The 18,186-nt window shown below is 67.3% G+C and carries 13 protein-coding genes and 3 pseudogenes; 9 read left to right on the plus strand and 7 right to left on the minus strand.

What is annotated here, in order from left to right; translation table 11 throughout:
- Positions 1 to 25: 25 nt before the first annotated feature.
- The 3 genes and pseudogenes from ACFU8W_RS24485 to ACFU8W_RS24495 form a co-directional block, all read left to right on the plus strand.
- On the plus strand, positions 26 to 1,588 hold the full coding sequence (locus ACFU8W_RS24485) for an L-lactate permease (protein WP_384040926.1): 1,563 nt from the start codon (positions 26 to 28) through the stop codon (positions 1,586 to 1,588).
- A gap of 224 nt (positions 1,589 to 1,812) precedes the next feature.
- A pseudogene (locus tag ACFU8W_RS24490) lies at positions 1,813 to 2,024 on the plus strand (ISAzo13 family transposase); the annotation flags it as partial.
- A 64-nt stretch (positions 2,025 to 2,088) separates the two neighbouring features.
- Positions 2,089 to 2,181 (plus strand): annotated as a pseudogene (locus ACFU8W_RS24495) (hypothetical protein); the annotation flags it as partial.
- A gap of 147 nt (positions 2,182 to 2,328) precedes the next feature.
- Here ACFU8W_RS24495 and ACFU8W_RS24500 read toward each other — a convergent pair.
- Positions 2,329 to 2,904, minus strand: coding sequence for a helix-turn-helix domain-containing protein (locus ACFU8W_RS24500; RefSeq protein ID WP_384041171.1), 576 nt, complete (start codon positions 2,902 to 2,904; stop codon positions 2,329 to 2,331).
- A 173-nt stretch (positions 2,905 to 3,077) separates the two neighbouring features.
- Between ACFU8W_RS24500 and ACFU8W_RS24505 the strand changes: the two genes are divergently transcribed.
- On the plus strand, positions 3,078 to 4,070 hold the full coding sequence (locus ACFU8W_RS24505) for an alpha/beta fold hydrolase (protein ID WP_384040929.1): 993 nt from the start codon (positions 3,078 to 3,080) through the stop codon (positions 4,068 to 4,070).
- 292 nt (positions 4,071 to 4,362) lie between these two features.
- Entirely contained in the window at positions 4,363 to 5,766 is a 1,404-nt protein-coding gene (locus ACFU8W_RS24510; RefSeq protein WP_384040932.1) for an MFS transporter, read from the plus strand.
- A 185-nt stretch (positions 5,767 to 5,951) separates the two neighbouring features.
- On the opposite strand, the gene ACFU8W_RS24515 is transcribed toward ACFU8W_RS24510, so the two are convergent.
- The 5 genes and pseudogenes from ACFU8W_RS24515 to ACFU8W_RS24535 all read right to left on the minus strand — a co-directional run bounded on the left by ACFU8W_RS24515 (position 5,952) and on the right by ACFU8W_RS24535 (position 10,703).
- Entirely contained in the window at positions 5,952 to 6,986 is a 1,035-nt protein-coding gene (locus ACFU8W_RS24515) for a hypothetical protein (RefSeq protein WP_384040935.1), read from the minus strand.
- Between the two features lie 34 nt (positions 6,987 to 7,020).
- Positions 7,021 to 7,289: pseudogene (locus ACFU8W_RS24520) on the minus strand (ISL3 family transposase); the annotation flags it as partial.
- A gap of 66 nt (positions 7,290 to 7,355) precedes the next feature.
- Positions 7,356 to 8,822, minus strand: a complete 1,467-nt coding sequence (locus tag ACFU8W_RS24525; protein ID WP_384040939.1) for an aldehyde dehydrogenase — start codon at positions 8,820 to 8,822, stop codon at positions 7,356 to 7,358.
- A gap of 83 nt (positions 8,823 to 8,905) precedes the next feature.
- The gene (locus ACFU8W_RS24530; RefSeq protein WP_384040942.1) at positions 8,906 to 9,928 is read right to left on the minus strand and encodes an alcohol dehydrogenase catalytic domain-containing protein; all 1,023 of its coding nucleotides are present in this window, start codon (positions 9,926 to 9,928) and stop codon (positions 8,906 to 8,908) included.
- A gap of 49 nt (positions 9,929 to 9,977) precedes the next feature.
- Positions 9,978 to 10,703: a hypothetical protein gene (locus tag ACFU8W_RS24535; protein WP_384040944.1), complete on the minus strand. Its 726-nt coding sequence runs from the start codon at positions 10,701 to 10,703 to the stop codon at positions 9,978 to 9,980.
- A gap of 751 nt (positions 10,704 to 11,454) precedes the next feature.
- On the opposite strand from ACFU8W_RS24535, the gene ACFU8W_RS24540 reads away from it, so the two are divergent.
- Both ACFU8W_RS24540 and ACFU8W_RS24545 read left to right on the plus strand, forming a co-directional pair.
- A complete protein-coding gene (locus ACFU8W_RS24540; protein ID WP_384040946.1) occupies positions 11,455 to 13,614 on the plus strand; it encodes a SpoIIE family protein phosphatase in 2,160 nt (719 codons plus the stop codon).
- A 107-nt stretch (positions 13,615 to 13,721) separates the two neighbouring features.
- Complete coding sequence (locus ACFU8W_RS24545; RefSeq protein WP_384040949.1) at positions 13,722 to 13,877, plus strand: transposase; 156 nt, start codon at positions 13,722 to 13,724, stop codon at positions 13,875 to 13,877.
- A 274-nt stretch (positions 13,878 to 14,151) separates the two neighbouring features.
- Here ACFU8W_RS24545 and ACFU8W_RS24550 read toward each other — a convergent pair whose 3' ends face one another.
- Complete coding sequence (locus tag ACFU8W_RS24550) at positions 14,152 to 14,721, minus strand: TetR family transcriptional regulator C-terminal domain-containing protein (RefSeq protein WP_384040952.1); 570 nt, start codon at positions 14,719 to 14,721, stop codon at positions 14,152 to 14,154.
- Positions 14,722 to 15,194: 473 nt separating this feature from the next.
- Between ACFU8W_RS24550 and ACFU8W_RS24555 the strand changes: the two genes are divergently transcribed.
- On the plus strand, positions 15,195 to 16,292 hold the full coding sequence (locus ACFU8W_RS24555) for an integrase core domain-containing protein (RefSeq protein WP_384040955.1): 1,098 nt from the start codon (positions 15,195 to 15,197) through the stop codon (positions 16,290 to 16,292).
- Positions 16,293 to 16,403: 111 nt separating this feature from the next.
- Complete coding sequence (locus ACFU8W_RS24560; RefSeq protein WP_384040958.1) at positions 16,404 to 18,164, plus strand: IS1182 family transposase; 1,761 nt, start codon at positions 16,404 to 16,406, stop codon at positions 18,162 to 18,164.
- Positions 18,165 to 18,186: the final 22 nt, after the last annotated feature.

An 18,186-nucleotide genomic window follows, 5' to 3' on the forward strand; every position in this document is an offset into this window, starting at 1 on the left:
CCTCTGCCCCGCGCTCCGCCCATGAGTGAAGCGCGGGCGGACACAGTTCGTCGCCCTCAGCCATGTGTTTCCATCGTTCTGCATTTCGGTCGGTGGGCTCTGCGCATCTCGGCAGCGAGATGAAACCACCACGAGAAGAGTGCATAGAGTGCATGCTGTCCTGGCTGCGACCCCGCCCGTCCTGGCCCTGGTCCTCATTCTGTCCCGGCGCTTTCGCCCGGAAGGTGTGGCGGCGGCCATCCTCGTTCTGTCGATCGTCGTAGCGGTCACGGCTTTCGGCGCGAGACTTTCTGACTTCGCAGGCGGATATGTGGATATTTCTCCCACTCTGCTGGAAGTGGTCCTCATCCTCTTCGGTGGGACGCTGCTGAACAAACAGTTGACGGCCGTCGGAGCCTACGAGCTTGTCGCGGACTGGATTCAGCGATTCAGTGCCGACCGGTCGCGGTCGGTTCTACTCATTTGTCTCGGAATCACGCCGTTCGCGGAGTCGGTGACGGGATTCGGTATCGGTATCGTCGTGGCGATTCCCCTGCTGCTGGGGCTCGGCTTCACCCGGTTCCAGGCGGCTGCGCTGGGACTGCTGGGGCTTGTGCTCGTGCCATGGGGCGCCCTGGCCCCCGGCACTCTGGTGGCATCCGAGCTGACGGGAGTGGGGTTCGACCAGCTGGGCATGGATTCGGCCCTGCTGACGCTGCCGGTCTTGTTGCTGACGGGGCTGGCAGCGTTGCTGATCGGCTGCGGTCGGCGTATGGCGCTGCGCAGACTGCCTGAACTGCTGGTCGTGGCGGGCCTTTTGTGGGCGGGGGTCCTGGTGGCCCAAGCAGTCGCGGGCACATCACTGGCGGGGGCGCTCGGATCGTTGGCCGGTACCGCCGCGGCTGTCGCGCTGATCTGGTTCCGGGACGGCTCTGGGCCCCGGCCCAGCCGCGCGATCGGAGTCGTCCTGTCCCCTTACGGCCTGCTGCTGGCCGGCCTGTTGGGCTCGCGGCTGCTTCTGGCCGTGTTCGGCTCCCAGGGGCCGGTCCCGACGGTGGTGAGCAGCCCGGCGTTCTGGCTGCCGATGACCTGCGCTGCGGCCCCGTGGCTGCTGGGTGAAAAGGCTCGCGGGAGTGAGCCGGTGGTGGCCGCGGTACGCCAGTGGTGGCCGGTTGCACTGGCCACTGCCCTGTTCCTCCTGGTCGGGGCCACGTTGGCGGCGTCCGGCATGAGTGCGGAACTGGCCCGCACCGCCGCGGGGCTGGGGCGTCCATACGTTGCGCTCGCGCCGTGGACCGGCGCAATGGGTGGCTTCCTGACAGGATCGACCACCGGCGCGAACGCCATGTTCGCCGCCAGCCAGGCAGGGGCCGCGCATTCACTGGGCTACTCCGTGCGCACCCTGGTCGCCCTGCATAACGTGGCCGGCTCGCTGCTGACGATGGCATCGGTGCCACGCGTCGTGTTTGCCTTGGAACTCACCTCCGCCGGAAGCAGTGCGGCGGGATCCAAGCCCGGACACTCCGAACTCCACCGGCTGCTCCTGACGATCCTGGGCGTCGACGCAGCCGTTCTCCTGGTCTTCTCGGTGATCGCTCTCATGGCCTGAACCCGCCCGACATAGCATGAGCGAAACCGTCCGGCTCACCTAGAGCCAGAGGGTGGCAAAGCGTTCGTGCCCCGGTCTGTCCCGCATGTAACCGTCGTGGACCATGCCCGCGCTGTAGGGCCCGTACCCCGGTGCGTCCTGCGATCGGTCCTGGTCGGCCATCGGCGTCGTCCCGTCCCCTCGTTCCGTGTTTCCTGCGGCTGTCCCCTCGTACTCCCAGCGTGCACCAGTCCGGCGGTCAGCCGGTGATCAGCATCGATGCCAAGAAGAAGGAACAGCCGGGGCAGCTGCCGAACCCCGGGCGGCACTGGCGCCCCGCCGACGATCCGGTGCGGGGGAAAACCACAGCTTCTACTTCATCGGCCCGTCGACGCGGCGATAGCCTTCGGCACCTACGATCTGGCCCACGACAACGGCTGGGGGAACGTCGGCACCACCCAGCTCGCCACCCTGGGCCTGGATCTCAACGCGGTGGCGCTGTGGAACCCCGCTACCTGGACGCCGCCGTGGCCCGGCCCCGCGCCGAAGGCCACGACATCAAGGACGAGGACGTCGTCCGCCTCTCCCCGCTGAAGGGCCGGCACATCAACTCCCTGGGCCGCTACCTATTCAACATCAAGGCCCGCGATCCCGGCCAGAGCCTGCGCCCCTTCCGTAACTCCGACGCTGCTGAGACGAAGCGGAATAGGCCTGACGTCCAGGGGTGTATCTGGGACGTCACGCCGTTTGTTCGCTGCTTGCTACCGGGCCCTGTGGCCGGGGGTGGGCAGGGTGCGCGGTCGCAAGCGCTCTCCCTGCGGCCCGAACAGGATCAGGTACTCGACCGGGCCGCCGGGGCCGGCATTCGCGACCCCGTGGGGATTGCGGGTATCGAACTCGGCGATGTCCCCGGCACTCAGGACGAGGTCCTGGTCACCGAGTGCGAGCCACAGTCGTCCGTACAGCACACACAGCCACTCGTAGCCGTCGTGGGAGACCTGCCCGGGGCGTGCGGGCGGGCTCTCGACGGCGGGCAGGACGTGCTTGTGGGCGTGCAGGCCGCCGACGTACCGGGTCAACGGCAGCACCGCTTTGTCATCCCCGAAACTCAGCGGCGCCGCAGCGCGCGGCTCGGCCGCGGGGGTGGGCGCGGTGCCGGCCAGCTCGTCCAGGGAGACGCCGTACTCCTTCGACAGCTGCAGCACCACCTCCAGGGTGGGCTTGCGCCGGCCGGTCTCGATCCGTGACAGCGTGCTTGGTGAGATGCCGGTCGCACAGCTGACGCCAGTGAGCGTGGCGCCATGCCGCTCGCGCGCGGCCCGCAACCGTGAGCCCATTGCCGCCAGAGTCTCGACTGTGCCGTCGTCGGTCACTCCTGCTCCCTTCTCACCGGCCGTGCTGCTTGGCTCTGTCCTGCAAGTTTGCCCGAATGGCAACGCTAATCGCATCGGGGACCGTCGCACCGCATGATCGATGTGCACCCCGCCCCCCGTGAACCGAGGAGAAACCCATGCAACCCGAGCCGTACGCAGAACTCCGCCACCGGACCATCGAGGCCCCCGCCGGCCGACTGCACCTGGTCGAGCAGGGCACCGGCCCGCTGATCCTGCTCGTGCACGGCTTCCCCGAGTCCTGGTACTCCTGGCGACTGCAGCTCCCGGCTCTCGCGGCGGCCGGATACCGGGCTGTGGCCATCGACGTGCGCGGCTATGGCCGCTCCTCCAAGCCCGTCGCGGCCGAGGCCTACCGGATGCTCGACCTGGTAGAGGACAACGTCGCCGTCGTGCGCGCCCTCGGCGTGGAGAGCGCGGTGATCGTCGGCCACGACTGGGGTTCCAACATCGCCGCCGCCTCCGCCCTGCTCCACCCTGAGGTCTTTAGCGCCGTCGGCCTGCTGAGCGTTCCTTACGCGCCGCCCGGCGGCCCCCGTCCTACCGACATCTTCGGCCAGATCGGCGGCCCCGAGCAGGAGTTCTACGTCTCCTACTTCCAGGAGCCCGGCCGCGCCGAGGCGGAGATCGAGCCCGACGTCCGCAGTTGGCTCGCGGGCTTCTACGCGGCCTTGTCCGCCGACACCATGCCCGCTCAGGGCGATCCCGATCCTCACTTCGTGACCCGGAGTGGTAGCGCCCGGCTGCGCGACCGCTTCCCCTTGGGGAAGCTCCCTGCCTGGCTGACCGAGGACGACCTCGACGTCTACGTCGGGGAGTTCGAGCGCACCGGCCTGACCGGCGCCCTCAACCGCTACCGCAACATGGACCGCGACTGGGAGGACCTCGCCCTCCACCGCGGCGCCCCGATCAGGCAGCCGTCCCTGTTCATTGGCGGCACCCTGGACGCCTCCACCACCTGGATGTCCGACGCTATCGACGCCTATCCCGCCACTCTTCCCGCCCTGTCCGCCTCCCACCTCCTGGAGGGCTGCGGGCACTGGATTCAACAGGAGCGTCCCGAGGAGGTCAACCGCCTGCTGACCGCCTGGCTCGCCACCATCCAGGGCTGAACCGCCGGGCACACCGGCGTCGCCCGAGCGAGCAGGCCCGGCGATCTCGCCGCCCTGGTCGCTCGGGCGACAGCCGGCCCGCCAGGACGTTCCTCAGCCCTCGCCCGGGGCGAGCGCGCCGACGTCGAGGCCGTGCGTACGCGCAGCGGCCGAACGAAGTGCCCCCATTTCCGGCCGCGCAGGCGACGCCCGCCCCGACTTCCCGATTGGTGCCGCAATGCCTCTTTCCTCCTCGGCCGAGGACCTCCCTGGACTGGATCCGCGGCGCTGGTTTGCGCTGACAGTGATCTCAGTGGCCACGCTGATGGTGGTGCTGGACGCCTCCATCATCAACATCGCTCTCCCGCAGGCACAGTCGGATCTGGGCATCAGCGACGCGAACCGGCAGTGGGCGGTCACCGCCTATTCGCTGGCTTTCGGCGGCCTGCTGCTGCTCGGTGGCCGCATCGTCGACTTCGTGGGCCGCAAACGCGTCTTCCTCATCGGCCTGGTGGGGTTCGCGGCCGCCTCCATGATCTCCGGTATCGCCACCACTGGCGCGGTTCTGTTTGCCGGACGGGCCCTGCAGGGCGTATTCGCCGCCCTCCTCGCTCCGGCGGCACTGTCCCTGATCGCGGTCACCTTCACCGAGACTCGTGAGCGAGCCAAGGCATTCGGCGTCTACGGTGCGTTGCAGGGCTCCGGCGGCGCCGTTGGTCTCATCATCGGCGGGGTGCTGACCGAGTACACCACCTGGCGTTGGTGCATGTTCGTCAATACCCCCATCGCCCTGGCTGCCGCCCTCGCAGCCCTGCCAACGGTGCGTGAAAGCCGGGTGGAAGGCAGACGCCGCTACGACATTTCCGGCGCCCTGCTCGTCACCACTGGCCTGGTCTCACTGGTCTGGGGCTTCACCCACGCCGCAGAGAAGGGCTGGTCCAGTGCGCTGTCCTGGGCCTTGCTGATCGCCGGTGCTGCGCTGATCGCCGCCTTCATCGCCGTCGAGCGGCGCACGGCTTACCCCGTGCTGCCCCTGCGCGTAGTCCTGGACCGTGACCGGGGCGGCGCGTTTCTGATCTCCCTGCTCACCGGCGCCGGTCTTTTCGCACTCATGCTGTTCCTGACCTACTACCTCCAGGCCAATCTCGGCTATCAACCCCTCCACGCGGGCCTGGCTTTCCTCCCCTTCTCCTGCAGCCTCATCGCCGCAGCCACGCTTGGTGCCGCGCTGGTGCCAAAGGTCGGCCCCAAGCAGCTGATGGTCAGCGGTATCGCCGTAGCGCTGATCGGCACTCTGTGGCTGCCCCAGATCGAACAGACCGGCGGCTACCTTCTCGTCGTGCTGCCCGCGATGATCCTGATCGGACTGGGCCTCGGAGCAGCATTCGTCGCCCTGCCCAATACCGCCCTGGCCGGCATCGACCCCTCCGACACCGGTGTGGCCAGTGCCATGATCAGCACAACCCAACAGATCGGAGGCGCGATGGGGCCAGCACTCCTCAACACACTGTACGTTTCGACGCTCACCGGGTTCCTCGCTGCCCAGGATGGCACGATCACCAAGGCGGTGCGCCTGGACGGATACGTCCACGGGTACCGCGTAGCCTTCATCGCCAGTGCGGTTTCCTTCGCCCTCGCCCTTGCCGCCGCCACTTTGCTGATCAAGAAGCCGATGCGTGCGGGCACACCCTCGGACGCACCCGTGCACGTCGGTTGACCGTACTTCCACGGCTTGCATGGCCCCCTGTCCGCGTGGGAGAGGCGATCCGACTGAGGGTCCTTCCGTAGCGTAGAGCCTGTGATTGCAGGGAGAGTTGAGCGTCGGAAAGGTTTGCCGGTGGTCCGGGGCGGGCGGAGATCGACCGACCCCACCGTGCCATCGCCGGGCGGTCTCGGTTTCGGCTATGAGTGGCGCCTGCTCGTCAAGGCGTGAACCGCTGTGGCGACGGCTAGCGCCGCGAACGTCAGACTTGCTGCACTGAGTATTGCCCAGGCGATTGGTCGCGAGGCGGGTACATCGGCGCCGTGTACATAGCGGATGACGAAATTGGCGGTCGCGGCGACGGGGAAGGAGTAGATCCAGAAACCGGTGCCGAACGACTGCTGCCGCAGGTGGGGCAGCAGAAAGACGATGATGAGGATGGTGAAGGCGACCAGGCCGGCGAACCCGTGTCCGACGGCATCGACCGGGCCGGGGTGTGCGGCCATCCAGGCCAGACCGCCCACGGTCGGCGGGATGCCGAATACGGCCAGAGTCGGCCGGGCCGGCACCGGCAGGGTGTTCGCCACCAGGCTGCTGAGTATGACCGTCCCGAAGGCGAGCCAGTACAGCAGTCCGACCGCGAAGGCGCCCTCCGCGACCTCGGGGAGCCCCAGCGTGGTCGCGGCGATGCTGGCGATGAAGGGTCCCGACGACACCGGCAGCAGATAGCCCGGGTGGAGCGGGGAGGAGCTGAGCGTTCCGGTGAGCCAGTGGGCCAGCAATCTGGCCGCGATCACTGCGGTGACCACGGCGAACACCGCGTACGCCCAGCGTGCGACGTCCATTCCGAACCGGGAGAAGTGCGCGGTGAAGAGCATGCCAATGATGGGGACATAAGCGAGTGCGAAGCCCTGCCCCGGATGTCGCAGATCGTTTATGAGGTTCGACCAGCGCGCTCCGCCGTGGCGTACGTACTCGGCCAGAAGCACCAGCCATACCAGCCCGCTGACCACGAAGAGCCCGTCGCTGACCCCGAGGGGAGCGGACACGGCCACCGCTGCGGTCTGCCACGCGCCGCCGAGACCGGCGGTGCCGAGCGAGACGGAGAGCAGTCCGATGCGCTTGGACCGCCGCCCTCGCCTCCGGTCGCCCTCACCGGGGGCGACCGCTGTGTCAGGCGAGGAGGTGGTCGGGTGTGTGTCCACCGGCGCGGTCCCGCTGGCCAGTGACTTCATGGGAGAGCCTCGTCCTCTTGTTCAGGGGTGGGAAGCTGCGGTCGACTTCGACGCGGCCTTGGTTGATGTGTGTGTGCAGCAGGTTGAGGGTGCCGGTGTGATCGAGGGTCCTGACCTCTTCGAGGAGGTGCTTGACGGGCGTGCCGGGCTCCTCGTTGCGGCGTCGGCATAGGTGGTCGCGGTAGAGGGCGACGAGGGTGGGACGGTACTCGGCCACCGGAGCATCCGCTCGGGCTGTTCGGCGCGGGCGCAGTGCTTGATGGTGTCCAGGGCCGGCTGCAGACGGCGGGCGCACTCGAGCATTTTTGATCCACTGCCCGCTGAGAGCGCTGATCAGGACCGTGCAGTAGTGGTGACGCTGGACGGTAGCTATCCCGCGTTGTCGGCGGTCATGCGGGGGGACAGGTAGATGGCTTTCGGTTCCGTGTATTCCAGGAGGGCTTCGGGGCCCAGCTCGCGGCCCATCCCGCTGTCCTTGACGCCGCCGTAAGGAGCGTTGACGTCGATCTGATAGCCGTTGATCCCGATGGTGCCGCTGTCGATCTGCCGTGCGACGCCGAGTGCGCGGTCGTGGTCGCTGCTCCACACCGAGCCGCCGAGTCCGTAGATGGATTGGTTGGCCAGCCGGATGGCGTCGGCGTCATCCTCGTAGCGCACGATCGCCAGCACGGGACCGAAGATCTCTTCCTGAGCGATCGTGGTGCTGTTGTCCACGTCGGCGAAGATGGCCGGCGCGACGAAATGGCCGCCCTCAAGGCCGTCGAGTCCGGTGGGCCGCTTTTTACCGGTGGTCAGGCGGGCTCCGTCGCTGATGCCCTTGGCGATGTAGGACTCGACTCGCTCCTGCTGCCGGGCGCTGACCATGGGGCCGATCTGGGTCGCGGGGTCGAGGGAGTTGCCGATGCGGGCCGATTCCGTGAGTGCGGTGTAGAAGTCGACGACTTCGTTGTACCTGCTGGACGGGGCGAGGATGCGGGTGCCGGCGAAGCAAGTCTGTCCGTTGTTGAGCAGACTCGCCCCGAACATGGCCGCCTGGTTCGACTCGAGGTCTGCGTCATCGAGGATGACGGCGGCAGACTTTCCGCCCAGTTCGAGGGTGACGCGGCGCAGCAGCTTCCCGGCGTTGGTGGCAATGTCCTGGCCGACCGGGGTGGATCCGGTGAACGAGATCTGGTCGACTCCCGGGTGGGTGACCAGGTAGGAGCCGATCTCGCGGCCGGCCGGCACGATGTTGAGGATGCCTGGGGGAAGGCCGGCCTCGATGACAGCTTCGGCGAGGACCCCGGCGTCCAGGACCGCGTCCGACGAGGGCTTCATGACCACGGTGCAGCCGGCCGCGAGTGCGGGCGCGAGCTTGAAGAACGCCAGGACCTCAGGGAAGTTCCACGGTGTGATCGCGGCGACCACGCCGAGGGGCCTGCGGGTGACGAGCGTTTCGCCGCGCAGGTCGTCCGACGGCGTCTGCATGATCATCGACGCGTAGAACCGCAGGAGCTTCTCGGGCACGGAGCCCTCGAACGACTTCGCGGTGTTGATCGGCATGCCCACCTGGGCGGAGACGAGTTCGGCCGTGCGGTCCGAACGCGCCGCGAGAGCGTCGGCCAGTCGCAGTATCGCCGCCGCCCGGTCCTTCGGCGCCCAGTGTGCCCAACCGCTCGGGTCGTCGAACGCGCGCCTGGCCGCTGCCACGGCCGCGTCGATGTCCCGCTTCGACGCGGCCGGGACACTGCCGATCGGTCGGCCGGTGTTGGCCGAAGTCACCTCGATGCGGTCCGTGGTTGCCGGGGCCTGCCACGCGCCGTCGATGAGGAATTTATCGTACTCAGCTATGTCCATCGTCTTGATCTCCGTACAAAAAGTTGGGTGTCACGTGCCGTGCGGGGAGAGCGTTTCCGCCCGGACCGCCGCACACGGCCGCGTCAGCGACCGACCTCGAGCACCATCCGAAAGCGCGCGTCGCCGGACATCATCCGTGCATACGCCTCTCCGGCCTGCTCCAAGGGAACGGTCTCGACCATCGGGCGGATGCCGTGGGCGTGGGCGAAGCCGACGTTGTCCTCGTTGTCGCGAGGTGTGCCAGTCAACGAGCCGACTATCGATCGGGCACCGAAGATGAGCGGCACGGTGCCCACCTCGATCGGGTCCTGCGCCACGCCCACGACGACCAGCTGCCCGCGGACGGCAAGCCCCCCGACCAGCGGCGACATCGAGGCGCCACTGCTGGCGGTGGCGAGAACGACCCTGGCCCCACCCAGTTCCTGCAGTGCCTGCCCCGGGTCGCCCTCGGCGGAATCGATGTAGTGATGCGCCCCGAGCCGAAGCGCGAGCTCCTTCTTGCCTCGACCACGCGCGATCGCCGCCACCTGGAACCCCAAGGCGCGCGCGTACTGGATCCCGAGGTGTCCCAGGCCGCCGATGCCCTGGACGGCGACGAGGTCACCCGTGCGCGCGGTCGAGGACATCAGTGCGTGATGCACCGTCAGGCCCGCACACATCAGCGGGGCCAACTCGGCCGCCGGTATGTCGTCCGGCACCGCGACGAGACCCGACGTCCGGGCCGTGAGGTACTCGGCGTACCCACCCTGCTGACTGTCTCCCAGCACCGGTTGGTCGGTGCAGTACACGAATTCCCCGCGACGGCACATCGCGCACTCGCCGCAGTGCCCGCCAAGGTAGCCCACACCGACCCGCTGCCCGACACGCCAACCAGAAACACCGTCACCGACCGCGTCGATCCTGCCGATGACCTCGTGTCCGGGCACCACGGGTACACCGGACGGCCGACTGCCGGTCATGTTCATGATCCCGGCCACGTCGCTGTGGCAGACCCCGCACGCCTCGACCGCGATCCGGACCTGTCCTGCCCCCGGCGGCTCGAACTTTCGCTCGACAAGGGTGAAATCACCGCCAGCGGTCGCCTCGATGGCGCGATAGCCGCTCATGACATCCTCTTGTCCTCGTCCGGGCCTTGTCGGGTAGACGTCCATCGCTTCACGAGACCGTGATGTCGGTGAGATCGATGGAGATGATCACCGGTTCGGCAACCTTCTGGTTGTGCTCGTCGGTGAGGTGCACCGAGCGCCTGGTCGGGAAGACGAGCCCGCCGAACGTCCGGTGCTCCCACGTGTAGTGCGCCGAGTCGCGGTCGGCGGCACCGAACACGTCGGGCCGGTAGTCATGGCGCCGGATGAGGCCCTTGGCGTCGATGTAATAGGTCTGCACCCGGCTGTGGGTGGCGATGCGGTCGGGGAAGGTCACCTGCAGGCGCCGCCAGGTCTCGCCGTTCTCCTCCCACGGCTCGATCTCCGTGGCGGTGAAGTCCGGCTCGGCGAAGACGAAGGGCTCCGTCAGATAGGTCCACATGGCATACCCGGCGAAATACGCCGCGTGCAGACGATCCCACGGCGTCTCGAGCGTGTGCCCGGCGAAGGACTCCCGCGGCCGGATACGCTCCTCCGTAACCTGGCCGTCGAGGGACTCGATCGCGACCCGGTCAGGGGTGTACGCCGCGCGCAACTCGGGCCCCGCAAAGGGCGCGAGGGTGGCCGACTGCCGGTGCGGGTCGAGGGAGATGCTGTACCGGTCGAGCACCCCGGGCTGGCCCTTGAGGCCCCACAGTGCGCCGCCAGCCTGCACCTCGGCCGTGATTCGAGTAGCGGAGCGCCAGCGGTCGAGGCCGCCGTGGGCGGCGATGACGGTGTCGAGAAGGTCAGACATGAGGGGGTCCTCCTAGTTCCAGCCAGTCCAATATGACCGGTCGTATTAAATGCTAGGAGTGGATCGGCCCAAACGCAAGAGAACGCCCTCATCGAGACCCGCTGGGCTGCGACGACCGGGTCGGTCGCCCCTGCTGAGCTTCCGGTTCACGACGGAGCCCTACATCGGTCATCCGGCTGGCCTCGCACGCGCCCGACCCCGGGTTTCGCGGCGCGATTGGCGGGCTGAACCCGCACCGGCGACGGGCATAGTGCCGGCCCGGGGCGTACGTGTGGGGATTTGCACCGGTGCCCATGGCGCGAGCTGAACGAGCCCGATGCCACCGCTTTACAGACCGCCTTCAAGTGATCGGCGCAACACTGCGATCTTGTTGATGGGCAGGGCAGCAGGGTGGATGAAGGCGTTGATGGGCAGGGCGTCCATCAGACGGTTGCCTAGAGGATCACCGCCCACCCCCTACAAGTGCGGGGGTCAACGAAGACCAGATCACCGACGTGCAGCTCCAGAAAGCGCATGCGATTGCAGCGCGGCCCTACGTTAATCGGCCGTCCGCAGTGCCTGTTGCCGACAAACCGGGTCGAGTAACCATGGTGTGTGGTCGAGCAACCAGGGTGTGTGTGGTTGAGCAACCATGGTGTGTGAATGGCAGCAGAGTTACTGTTAATGGGGGTAGAAGGCATTTTGTGCTGGCCGTGGCCGCTGCCTCGGCCCAAGGGTGCGTGCCAGGGCCCTCAGGCAGGAGGTTTCGCCTGTGCGTAACAGTCTTGCGCACCAGGCCGAGCGGGCGGAGCTGGCGTCGTTCGGCGCTGCGGCAACCTGGGATGTTGGTCGGTGGGCGGCTGAAACGGAGACGCTCGCGTTGGCCGTCCGGCACGTGACGGCGTTTCTTGGGGGCTTGGGGGGCTTGGTGTACCGATGGGACCCGGGTTCTGCCCGCCTATATCTCATGACGGTGGAAGGGCTTGCCCCAGGCACAACCGAGGCATGGGCGGAACTGCACGATGAACAGGATGTGGTGCCCGCCCGGGCCCTACGGAGCGGGCGCTTCACCTGGGTGGGTGACGACAGTCTCGGAATTGGGGCGAGCGGCGCGGCGGCGGTGCCCATACTCGGTGCCGACGGGCCGATGGGTGTGCTGTGCGTGCTCACCGCGGCGTCTGGCGAGCCGGATGAACTGCAGCGCTCGATTCTGGGCTCGGTGGCCGCTTGGATCGCCGCGCACTTGGAGGGTGTGCGCGGCACGCCACCAGGCATCGATGAGGCCAGCGCGGAGCGGACCGTCCGCATGGGTGAGCTGACCGCGGCGCTAGCCGAGGCGCTCACCTCGCACGACGTCGTTGAGGCTGTCGCGGATTACGTGATGCCTCCCTTCGGCGCTGACGGTCTGATCGTCTATTCGCTCGAAGGCGGCCGAGTGTACGTGGTCGGGTCTACCGGATACCCGCAGGAGTACCTCGATATGGTGCTGCACGGGTTGCCGCTCACCGAACATGCCCCGGTCCCTGACGTGCTACGCGCCGGTACCCCCTTGTTCGTCGAAACGCGTGCGGAGTGCCGCCGGCTCTGGCCGACGTGGCGTGGGTCGCGTCTGTCCCCGATGGAGGCGTGGGTGTTCCTTCCGCTGATCGCCTCTGGGCGCTCCATCGGTGTATGCGTGGTTGCCTTCCGCCGACCGAGGTCATTCCGCGATGAGCAGGAACGTGCCTTGCTGACGGCGCTGAGCGGTCTGATCGGCCAGGCACTGGAACGCGCTCGTCTGTACGATGTGGAACACGCCCGCGCGCAGGAACTTCAGCGCGGTTTGCTGCCTCGGGAACTGCCCAGCCTCCCTGCGGTATGTGCCGCAGCCCGCTACCTGCCTGCAGGCAGGGGTGAGGAGGTCGGCGGAGACTGGTACGACGTGATTCCCTTGTCTGCGGACCGGGTCGCCCTGGTGATCGGCGATGTCATGGGGCACGGGATCACGGAAGCGGCCACCATGGGCCGACTCCGTACTGCGGTCCGTACACTCGCCGACCTGGACATGCCGGCCGACGAGCTGCTGGGACATCTCAACGACCTAGTCAGTGACCTGGGCGAGGACTTCTACGCCACCTGTTTGTATGCCATCTTCGACCCGGTCACCCGGACATGCTCGTTCTCCCTGGCCGGTCACCCCCCGCCACTGGTCGTCCGACCCGATGGGGAGGTCCACACCGCCCAAACGGTCCCAGACCCGCCTCTGGGTGCTGCAGCTCCGCCGTTCGCATTGCATGAACTCTGCTTGCCGGAAGAGAGCTTGCTGGTTTTGTACACCGACGGCTTGGTCGAATCCGCTTCTCGCGACTTCGGCCAGGGAGTGGCCCAGTTGCGGCAGACATTGGCCAGCGTGGCGGCCCAGTTTCCCTACGCCAGGCCTGGAGACGTACGCGATGAGCCCCGGCGGTTGGAGGCTCTGTGCGACACGGTCATCTCGGCGCTGGTCCCCGACCATGAGCGGACGACCGACGACGCAGCTCTTTTGATCGCCCACACGCGAGGCACCTGTGCCGATCACATTGCCGTCTGCAACCTGCCCGACAGTCCCCAGGCGGCCGGACAGGCTCGTGCATATGTTCGTGAGCAGCTGGACGGATGGGGTCTTGATGACCTCGTCATGACCACCGAGCTACTGGTGAGCGAGATGGTCGGCAATGTGATACGGCATGCGAAGGGCCCCATTCGTCTGCGCCTGATGTACAGCCGCTCCCTTATCTGCGAGGTCTACGACGGAAGCCTGACCACCCCTCGTATCCGCAAGGCCACATACACCGACGAAGGTGGTCGCGGCCTGCAACTGATCTCGGCTGTCTCCTTGCGCTGGGGCGCCCGCTACCTCCACGATGGCAAATGCATTTGGGCGGAGCAGGACATTCCGTCCTGGGCGGCGTGATCCACAATCGGTCATGACGCAACAGCGAGGCGGCCAGGACCTGACTCCCGCACGTTCCTGGCCCAAGTAGGGAGTATCTTTCCGATCATCCGATCGCTGGACTGGTCGTGAGGGATGGGGAGATACCTGACGCCGAGTGGGCGGTGATCGAGCCGCTACTGCCGCCGATGGGCCGCGCCCGGGGCAGGTGGCGTGATCACCGCCAGGTCCTTGAGAGTATCGTGTTCAAGTTCCGCGCAAGTGTGCCCTGGAGGAGGGCTTGACCCTTGACCTTGGACACGACTCATGCGGCTGTGGCCAGCGTAGTTGATGGTGTGTCGAGTGCCGTCACGCCTCCCGTACCGTCAACAGCCCGCGCGACCAGCCTGATGCCGCCGTACCTGATCGACCGCGCCTCCCTCTCCCAGCAGCAGGCGACGCTGACGCTCATCGAGATGCGGCAGGGTCGTCTCGAACTTCGCTGCCAGCACTGCCTGTTTCCGGCGCGGTCCTGCTCGGCAAAGGTTTCATCAAGAGCACCGACCTCTGGGCAGGGCTTCAGGCGACGAAGGAGTCGAAGACGTTGAAGAAGTCGTCCAGCGGGGCCCGGCTTCGGGTCACCTTGGCCCGCAGTACCGCGCCTTCCCACGCATTGACGAGGAACTGCCCCAGCTGGCCAGGGGTGAGGGAGACCGTGAGCGCGCCCGCCGCACGGGCTTCCTCGAGGACCTGTGTGACAGCGGAGGTCCAGAGATTCAGACGGGAGTCGACGTTGCCGCGCATGGTGTCGCTCTGGTTCGCTAGCTCCCCCCCGAAGTTCCCGAACATGCACCCACGCCCGTAGGAGAAGCGCTCCAGATCCGCGGCGAGGTAATCAAAATGGGCGCGCAGCCGTGACACGGGCGGCAGGTTCTCGTCCCCCAGCATCTCCAACCTGCGGGAGGCGGCGTAGCGGTCCATGACCTCGCTGGCAAGGGCTTCCTTGTTCTCGAAGTGGTTGTACACCGACCCCTTGGGAACACCGGCCGTGCGGGCGATGTCCTGGATCCCTGTGCCGTTGAAGCCGCGCTCGTGGAAACACTCCATGGCGGCCTCGACCAACTGCTCACGAACGCTGGGCCTGGGCATTCGAACTCCCTTTCTCTCACGTTGAAGAATATGAACGGTCGTCTTGTGTGTCAAGTCGGACGCCCTGAGATCGGTGGCAGCGGACCGTCCGTTCCGACGGCCGGCGGGCGCGATTCCACCAGGCACGCTTGCAGGCCCGCGGCCGTCACAGGATCTCGTTCGCCGCCATGATGTCCGCCCGGCCAAGAGGTTGTCGGAACCCTGCGCGACCCTGGTGGTTAATTACTCAGCGTATCCAGGCACCGAAGGCGTCGAAGCGAGCGCACCCGCATTGCCGACAAACCAGACAGGATTCGGGACGCCACGACCCGCTGCTGTGACGCTGCGCCAATTAACCACCAGGATCCTGCGCCTGCCGAAAACCTCATCCGTCCAGGTGGGAGCCGGTGTGCACGGTGCGCGGGTTCTCAAGCACGGACGCTCGCATCGGTACTCCTCGCACGGCTGAAAATCACCCGGCATGATGGCCCATCGTGCTGCTGCGACTGGCTTACCTGACCGTGACGAACGCTTTCGCCGTGCTACGCCTCCTGCCCATGAGCGACCGGGACAAAGACGCGGAGATCCTCGCCCTGCGCCACCAGATCACGGTCTTGGAGCGTCAACTCGGTGGCGAGAGGGTTCGGTTCTCACCGAGTGATCGCGCGTTCCTGGCGGCGTTGCTGCACTGCTTTCCCTCACGGGTGCTGCGCAGGATACGGCTGGTGGTGCGTCCGGACACGGTGCTGCGCTGGCACCGCGATCTGATCGCACGGCGCCACGCCGCGCGCTCCCGGCCCGGGCGCCCGGGAAGGCCCCGGACTGTGCGCTCCATCCGGCTGTTGGTGCTGCGGCTCGCCCGCGAGAACTCCCACTGGGGGTATCGCCGTATCCACGGCGAACTCCTCGTTCTGGGCGTCACTGTGGCTGCCTCCACTGTCTGGGAGATCCTCCGGGAAGCCGGGATTGACCCCGCACCCGAGCGCGCTACGAGCACGTGGGCTCACTTCCTGCGCTCCCAAGCCGACGCCCTGCTGGCCTGCGACTTCCTGGAAACGGTCACCTTGTCCGGGGCACGGATGTATGTACTCGCGGTGATCGAGCATGCCAGCCGCCGGATCCGGGTCCTTGGCGCCACCGCGCACCCCACCGCAGCGTGGGTGGCACAAGCTGCGAAGAACGTCGTCATGGACCTCGAAGACGCCGGCTGCCGGGCCAGGTTCCTGATTCGGGACCGGGACGGGAAGTTTCCCTCCTTGTTCGACGCCGTCCTCAACGATGCCGGGATCGAGGTAGTGCTCAGCGGAGTACGGATGCCGCGCATGAACTCGATCATGGAGCGCTGGGTGCAGAGCTGCCGACGCGAGCTCCTGGACCGCACCCTGATCTGGAACCAGCGACATCTGCTCCACGCGCTACGCGATTTCGAAGACTTCTACAACGCCCACCGGCCCCACCAAGGCATCGCCAACGCCCGCCCGCTACACCCCTTGCCGACGCCGATCACCGATCCAGAGCAGATCGCCCGCCTCGAGATACGACGACGCCAACGACTTGGCGGCATCCTCAACGAGTACCAGCATGCCGCCTGAACTGGGCGGATGAGGTTTTCGGCAGGCGCAAGATCTTGGTGGCTAATTCGAATTCACCTGCTGTGAGCCGGAGTTGATCGCTGAGGAACGACGACTCCAGCGGATAGGATCATGCTGATCGTTGATCTCGTCGTGATTCCTTGGGGATCGGAGTGTGTCGTGTCGATGCAGCCGCAGTCCTGGCCTGAGCCGGATCCGCAGGTCGCGGCGGCGATTAGGGCGATGTATCGGGGCAGGCGGGAGGCACCGCTGGCGGTGCAGGTTCGTGACCGGCTCGGGGAGCTGTTCCCGGACGCGGCCTTTGCTGGCGCGTTCGGCCAGGTGGGCAAGCCGGGCTGGTCACCGGGGCGTCTGGCACTGGTCACGGTGCTGCAGAAGTCCGCGAACCTTACCGATCGACAGGCTGCTGACGAGGTTCGCGAGAACCTCGCCTGGAAATACGCACTCGGCCTGGGCCTGGAGGATCCGGGCTTCGACCACAGCGTGCTGTCAGAGTTCCGCTCGCGTGTCGTCGCCCACGGCCTGGAGGAACGTGTACTGGACCTGTTGCTGGAGCGCCTGCAGACCCTGGATCTGGTGCAGGCGGGCGGCAGCCAACGCACCGACTCCACGCACATCGTTGCCGCGGTGCGGGATCTGAATCGACTCGAGTTGGTCGGCGAGAGCGTCCGCGCCACCCTGAACGCGCTGGCCGCCGCATGCCCCGAATGGGTCGACCAGGTGCTGGTGGTGGAGGACTGGAGCCACCGCTACGCAGACCGGATCGACAACTGGCGACTGCCTGCCTCCAAGACCAAGCAGCACGAACTCGCGCTCGCCTACGCCGCCGACGGTTACACGCTGCTGCAGGCCCTCTACGCGCTCGCCTCGCCGGGGTGGCTGCGCGAGCTGCCCGCGGTGCAGACCCTGCGGTGCGTGCTGGTGCAGAACTACACCCGCACCGCCGACCGGGCCGGCAGGCTGCGGATCCGGCAGCGCGAGCGGACCGGGAGCGGCGGCGACGGCCTGCCGCCCGCCCCGGCCCGCTTGGCCTCTCCCTACGACACCGACACTCGCTGGTCCGCCAAGCGTGACCTGTTCTGGAACGGCTACAAGCTGCACGTCTCGGAGACCTGCCACCCGCAGGCCGACGGCGACCGGCCGACTCGCCCGAACCTGATCACCAACGTCACGACCACCTGTTCCACCCTGCCGGACAGCAAAGCCCTGGACACGATCCACCAGGCCTTTCGCCACCGCCACCTGCTGCCCGCCCGGCACTACCTCGACTCCGGCTACCCCAGCGCCGACCTGATCGTCTCGTCCGCCAAGGACTACGGCATCGCCTTGGTCACCCCGGTCCTGCTCGACACCTCCCGCCAGGCCAAGGCCCAACAAGGCTTCGCCGCAGACGACTTCACCATCGACTGGGATCGCAAGCGAGCCGTCTGTCCGACCGGAAAGATCAGCGCCACCTGGAACGACGTCGTCCAGGAGGGCGTGGCCAAGACCGTCGTTGCCTTCGCCGCCCTGGACTGCATCCCCTGCCCGGCCAAGGAGCAGTGCACCAGCTCACGAAAGGGCCGCCGGCTCAGCCTCCACCCCCGTGAGCTCACCGAGACCATCCGCACCGCCCGCGCCCAGCAACAGGACGGAACCTGGCAGCGCGACTATGCGCTCCGCGCCGGTGTCGAGGGCGCCATCCGCCAGGCCACCCACACCACCGGCCTGCGCCGAGCCCGCTACCGCGGCCTTGCCAAGACCCACCTCGACCACACCACGAGCGCCACCGCCCTCAACCTCATCCGACTCAACGCCTGGTGGAACGGCCACCCCCTCGACCGCACCAACCACAGCCACCTCGCCAGACTCCAACTCCGCCTCGCGGCATGACAGTTGGGATTAGCCACCAAGA

The organism is Streptomyces sp. NPDC057565 (assembly GCF_042801455.1).
GTDB classification, from domain to species: Bacteria; Actinomycetota; Actinomycetes; order Streptomycetales; family Streptomycetaceae; genus Streptomyces; species Streptomyces yanii.

Bases quoted from the DNA above. Each gene is read 5' to 3' on its own strand.
- ACFU8W_RS24500 (WP_384041171.1), bottom strand. From the start codon at position 2,904: ATGGGCTCACGGTTGCGGGCCGCGCGCGAGCGGCATGGCGCCACGCTC.
- ACFU8W_RS24505 (WP_384040929.1), top strand. From the start codon at position 3,078: ATGCAACCCGAGCCGTACGCAGAACTCCGCCACCGGACCATCGAGGCC.
- ACFU8W_RS24515 (WP_384040935.1), bottom strand. From the start codon at position 6,986: ATGAAGTCACTGGCCAGCGGGACCGCGCCGGTGGACACACACCCGACC.
- ACFU8W_RS24525 (WP_384040939.1), bottom strand. From the start codon at position 8,822: ATGGACATAGCTGAGTACGATAAATTCCTCATCGACGGCGCGTGGCAG.
- ACFU8W_RS24530 (WP_384040942.1), bottom strand. From the start codon at position 9,928: ATGAGCGGCTATCGCGCCATCGAGGCGACCGCTGGCGGTGATTTCACC.
- ACFU8W_RS24535 (WP_384040944.1), bottom strand. From the start codon at position 10,703: ATGTCTGACCTTCTCGACACCGTCATCGCCGCCCACGGCGGCCTCGAC.
- ACFU8W_RS24550 (WP_384040952.1), bottom strand. From the start codon at position 14,721: ATGCCCAGGCCCAGCGTTCGTGAGCAGTTGGTCGAGGCCGCCATGGAG.
- ACFU8W_RS24560 (WP_384040958.1), top strand. From the start codon at position 16,404: ATGCTGATCGTTGATCTCGTCGTGATTCCTTGGGGATCGGAGTGTGTC.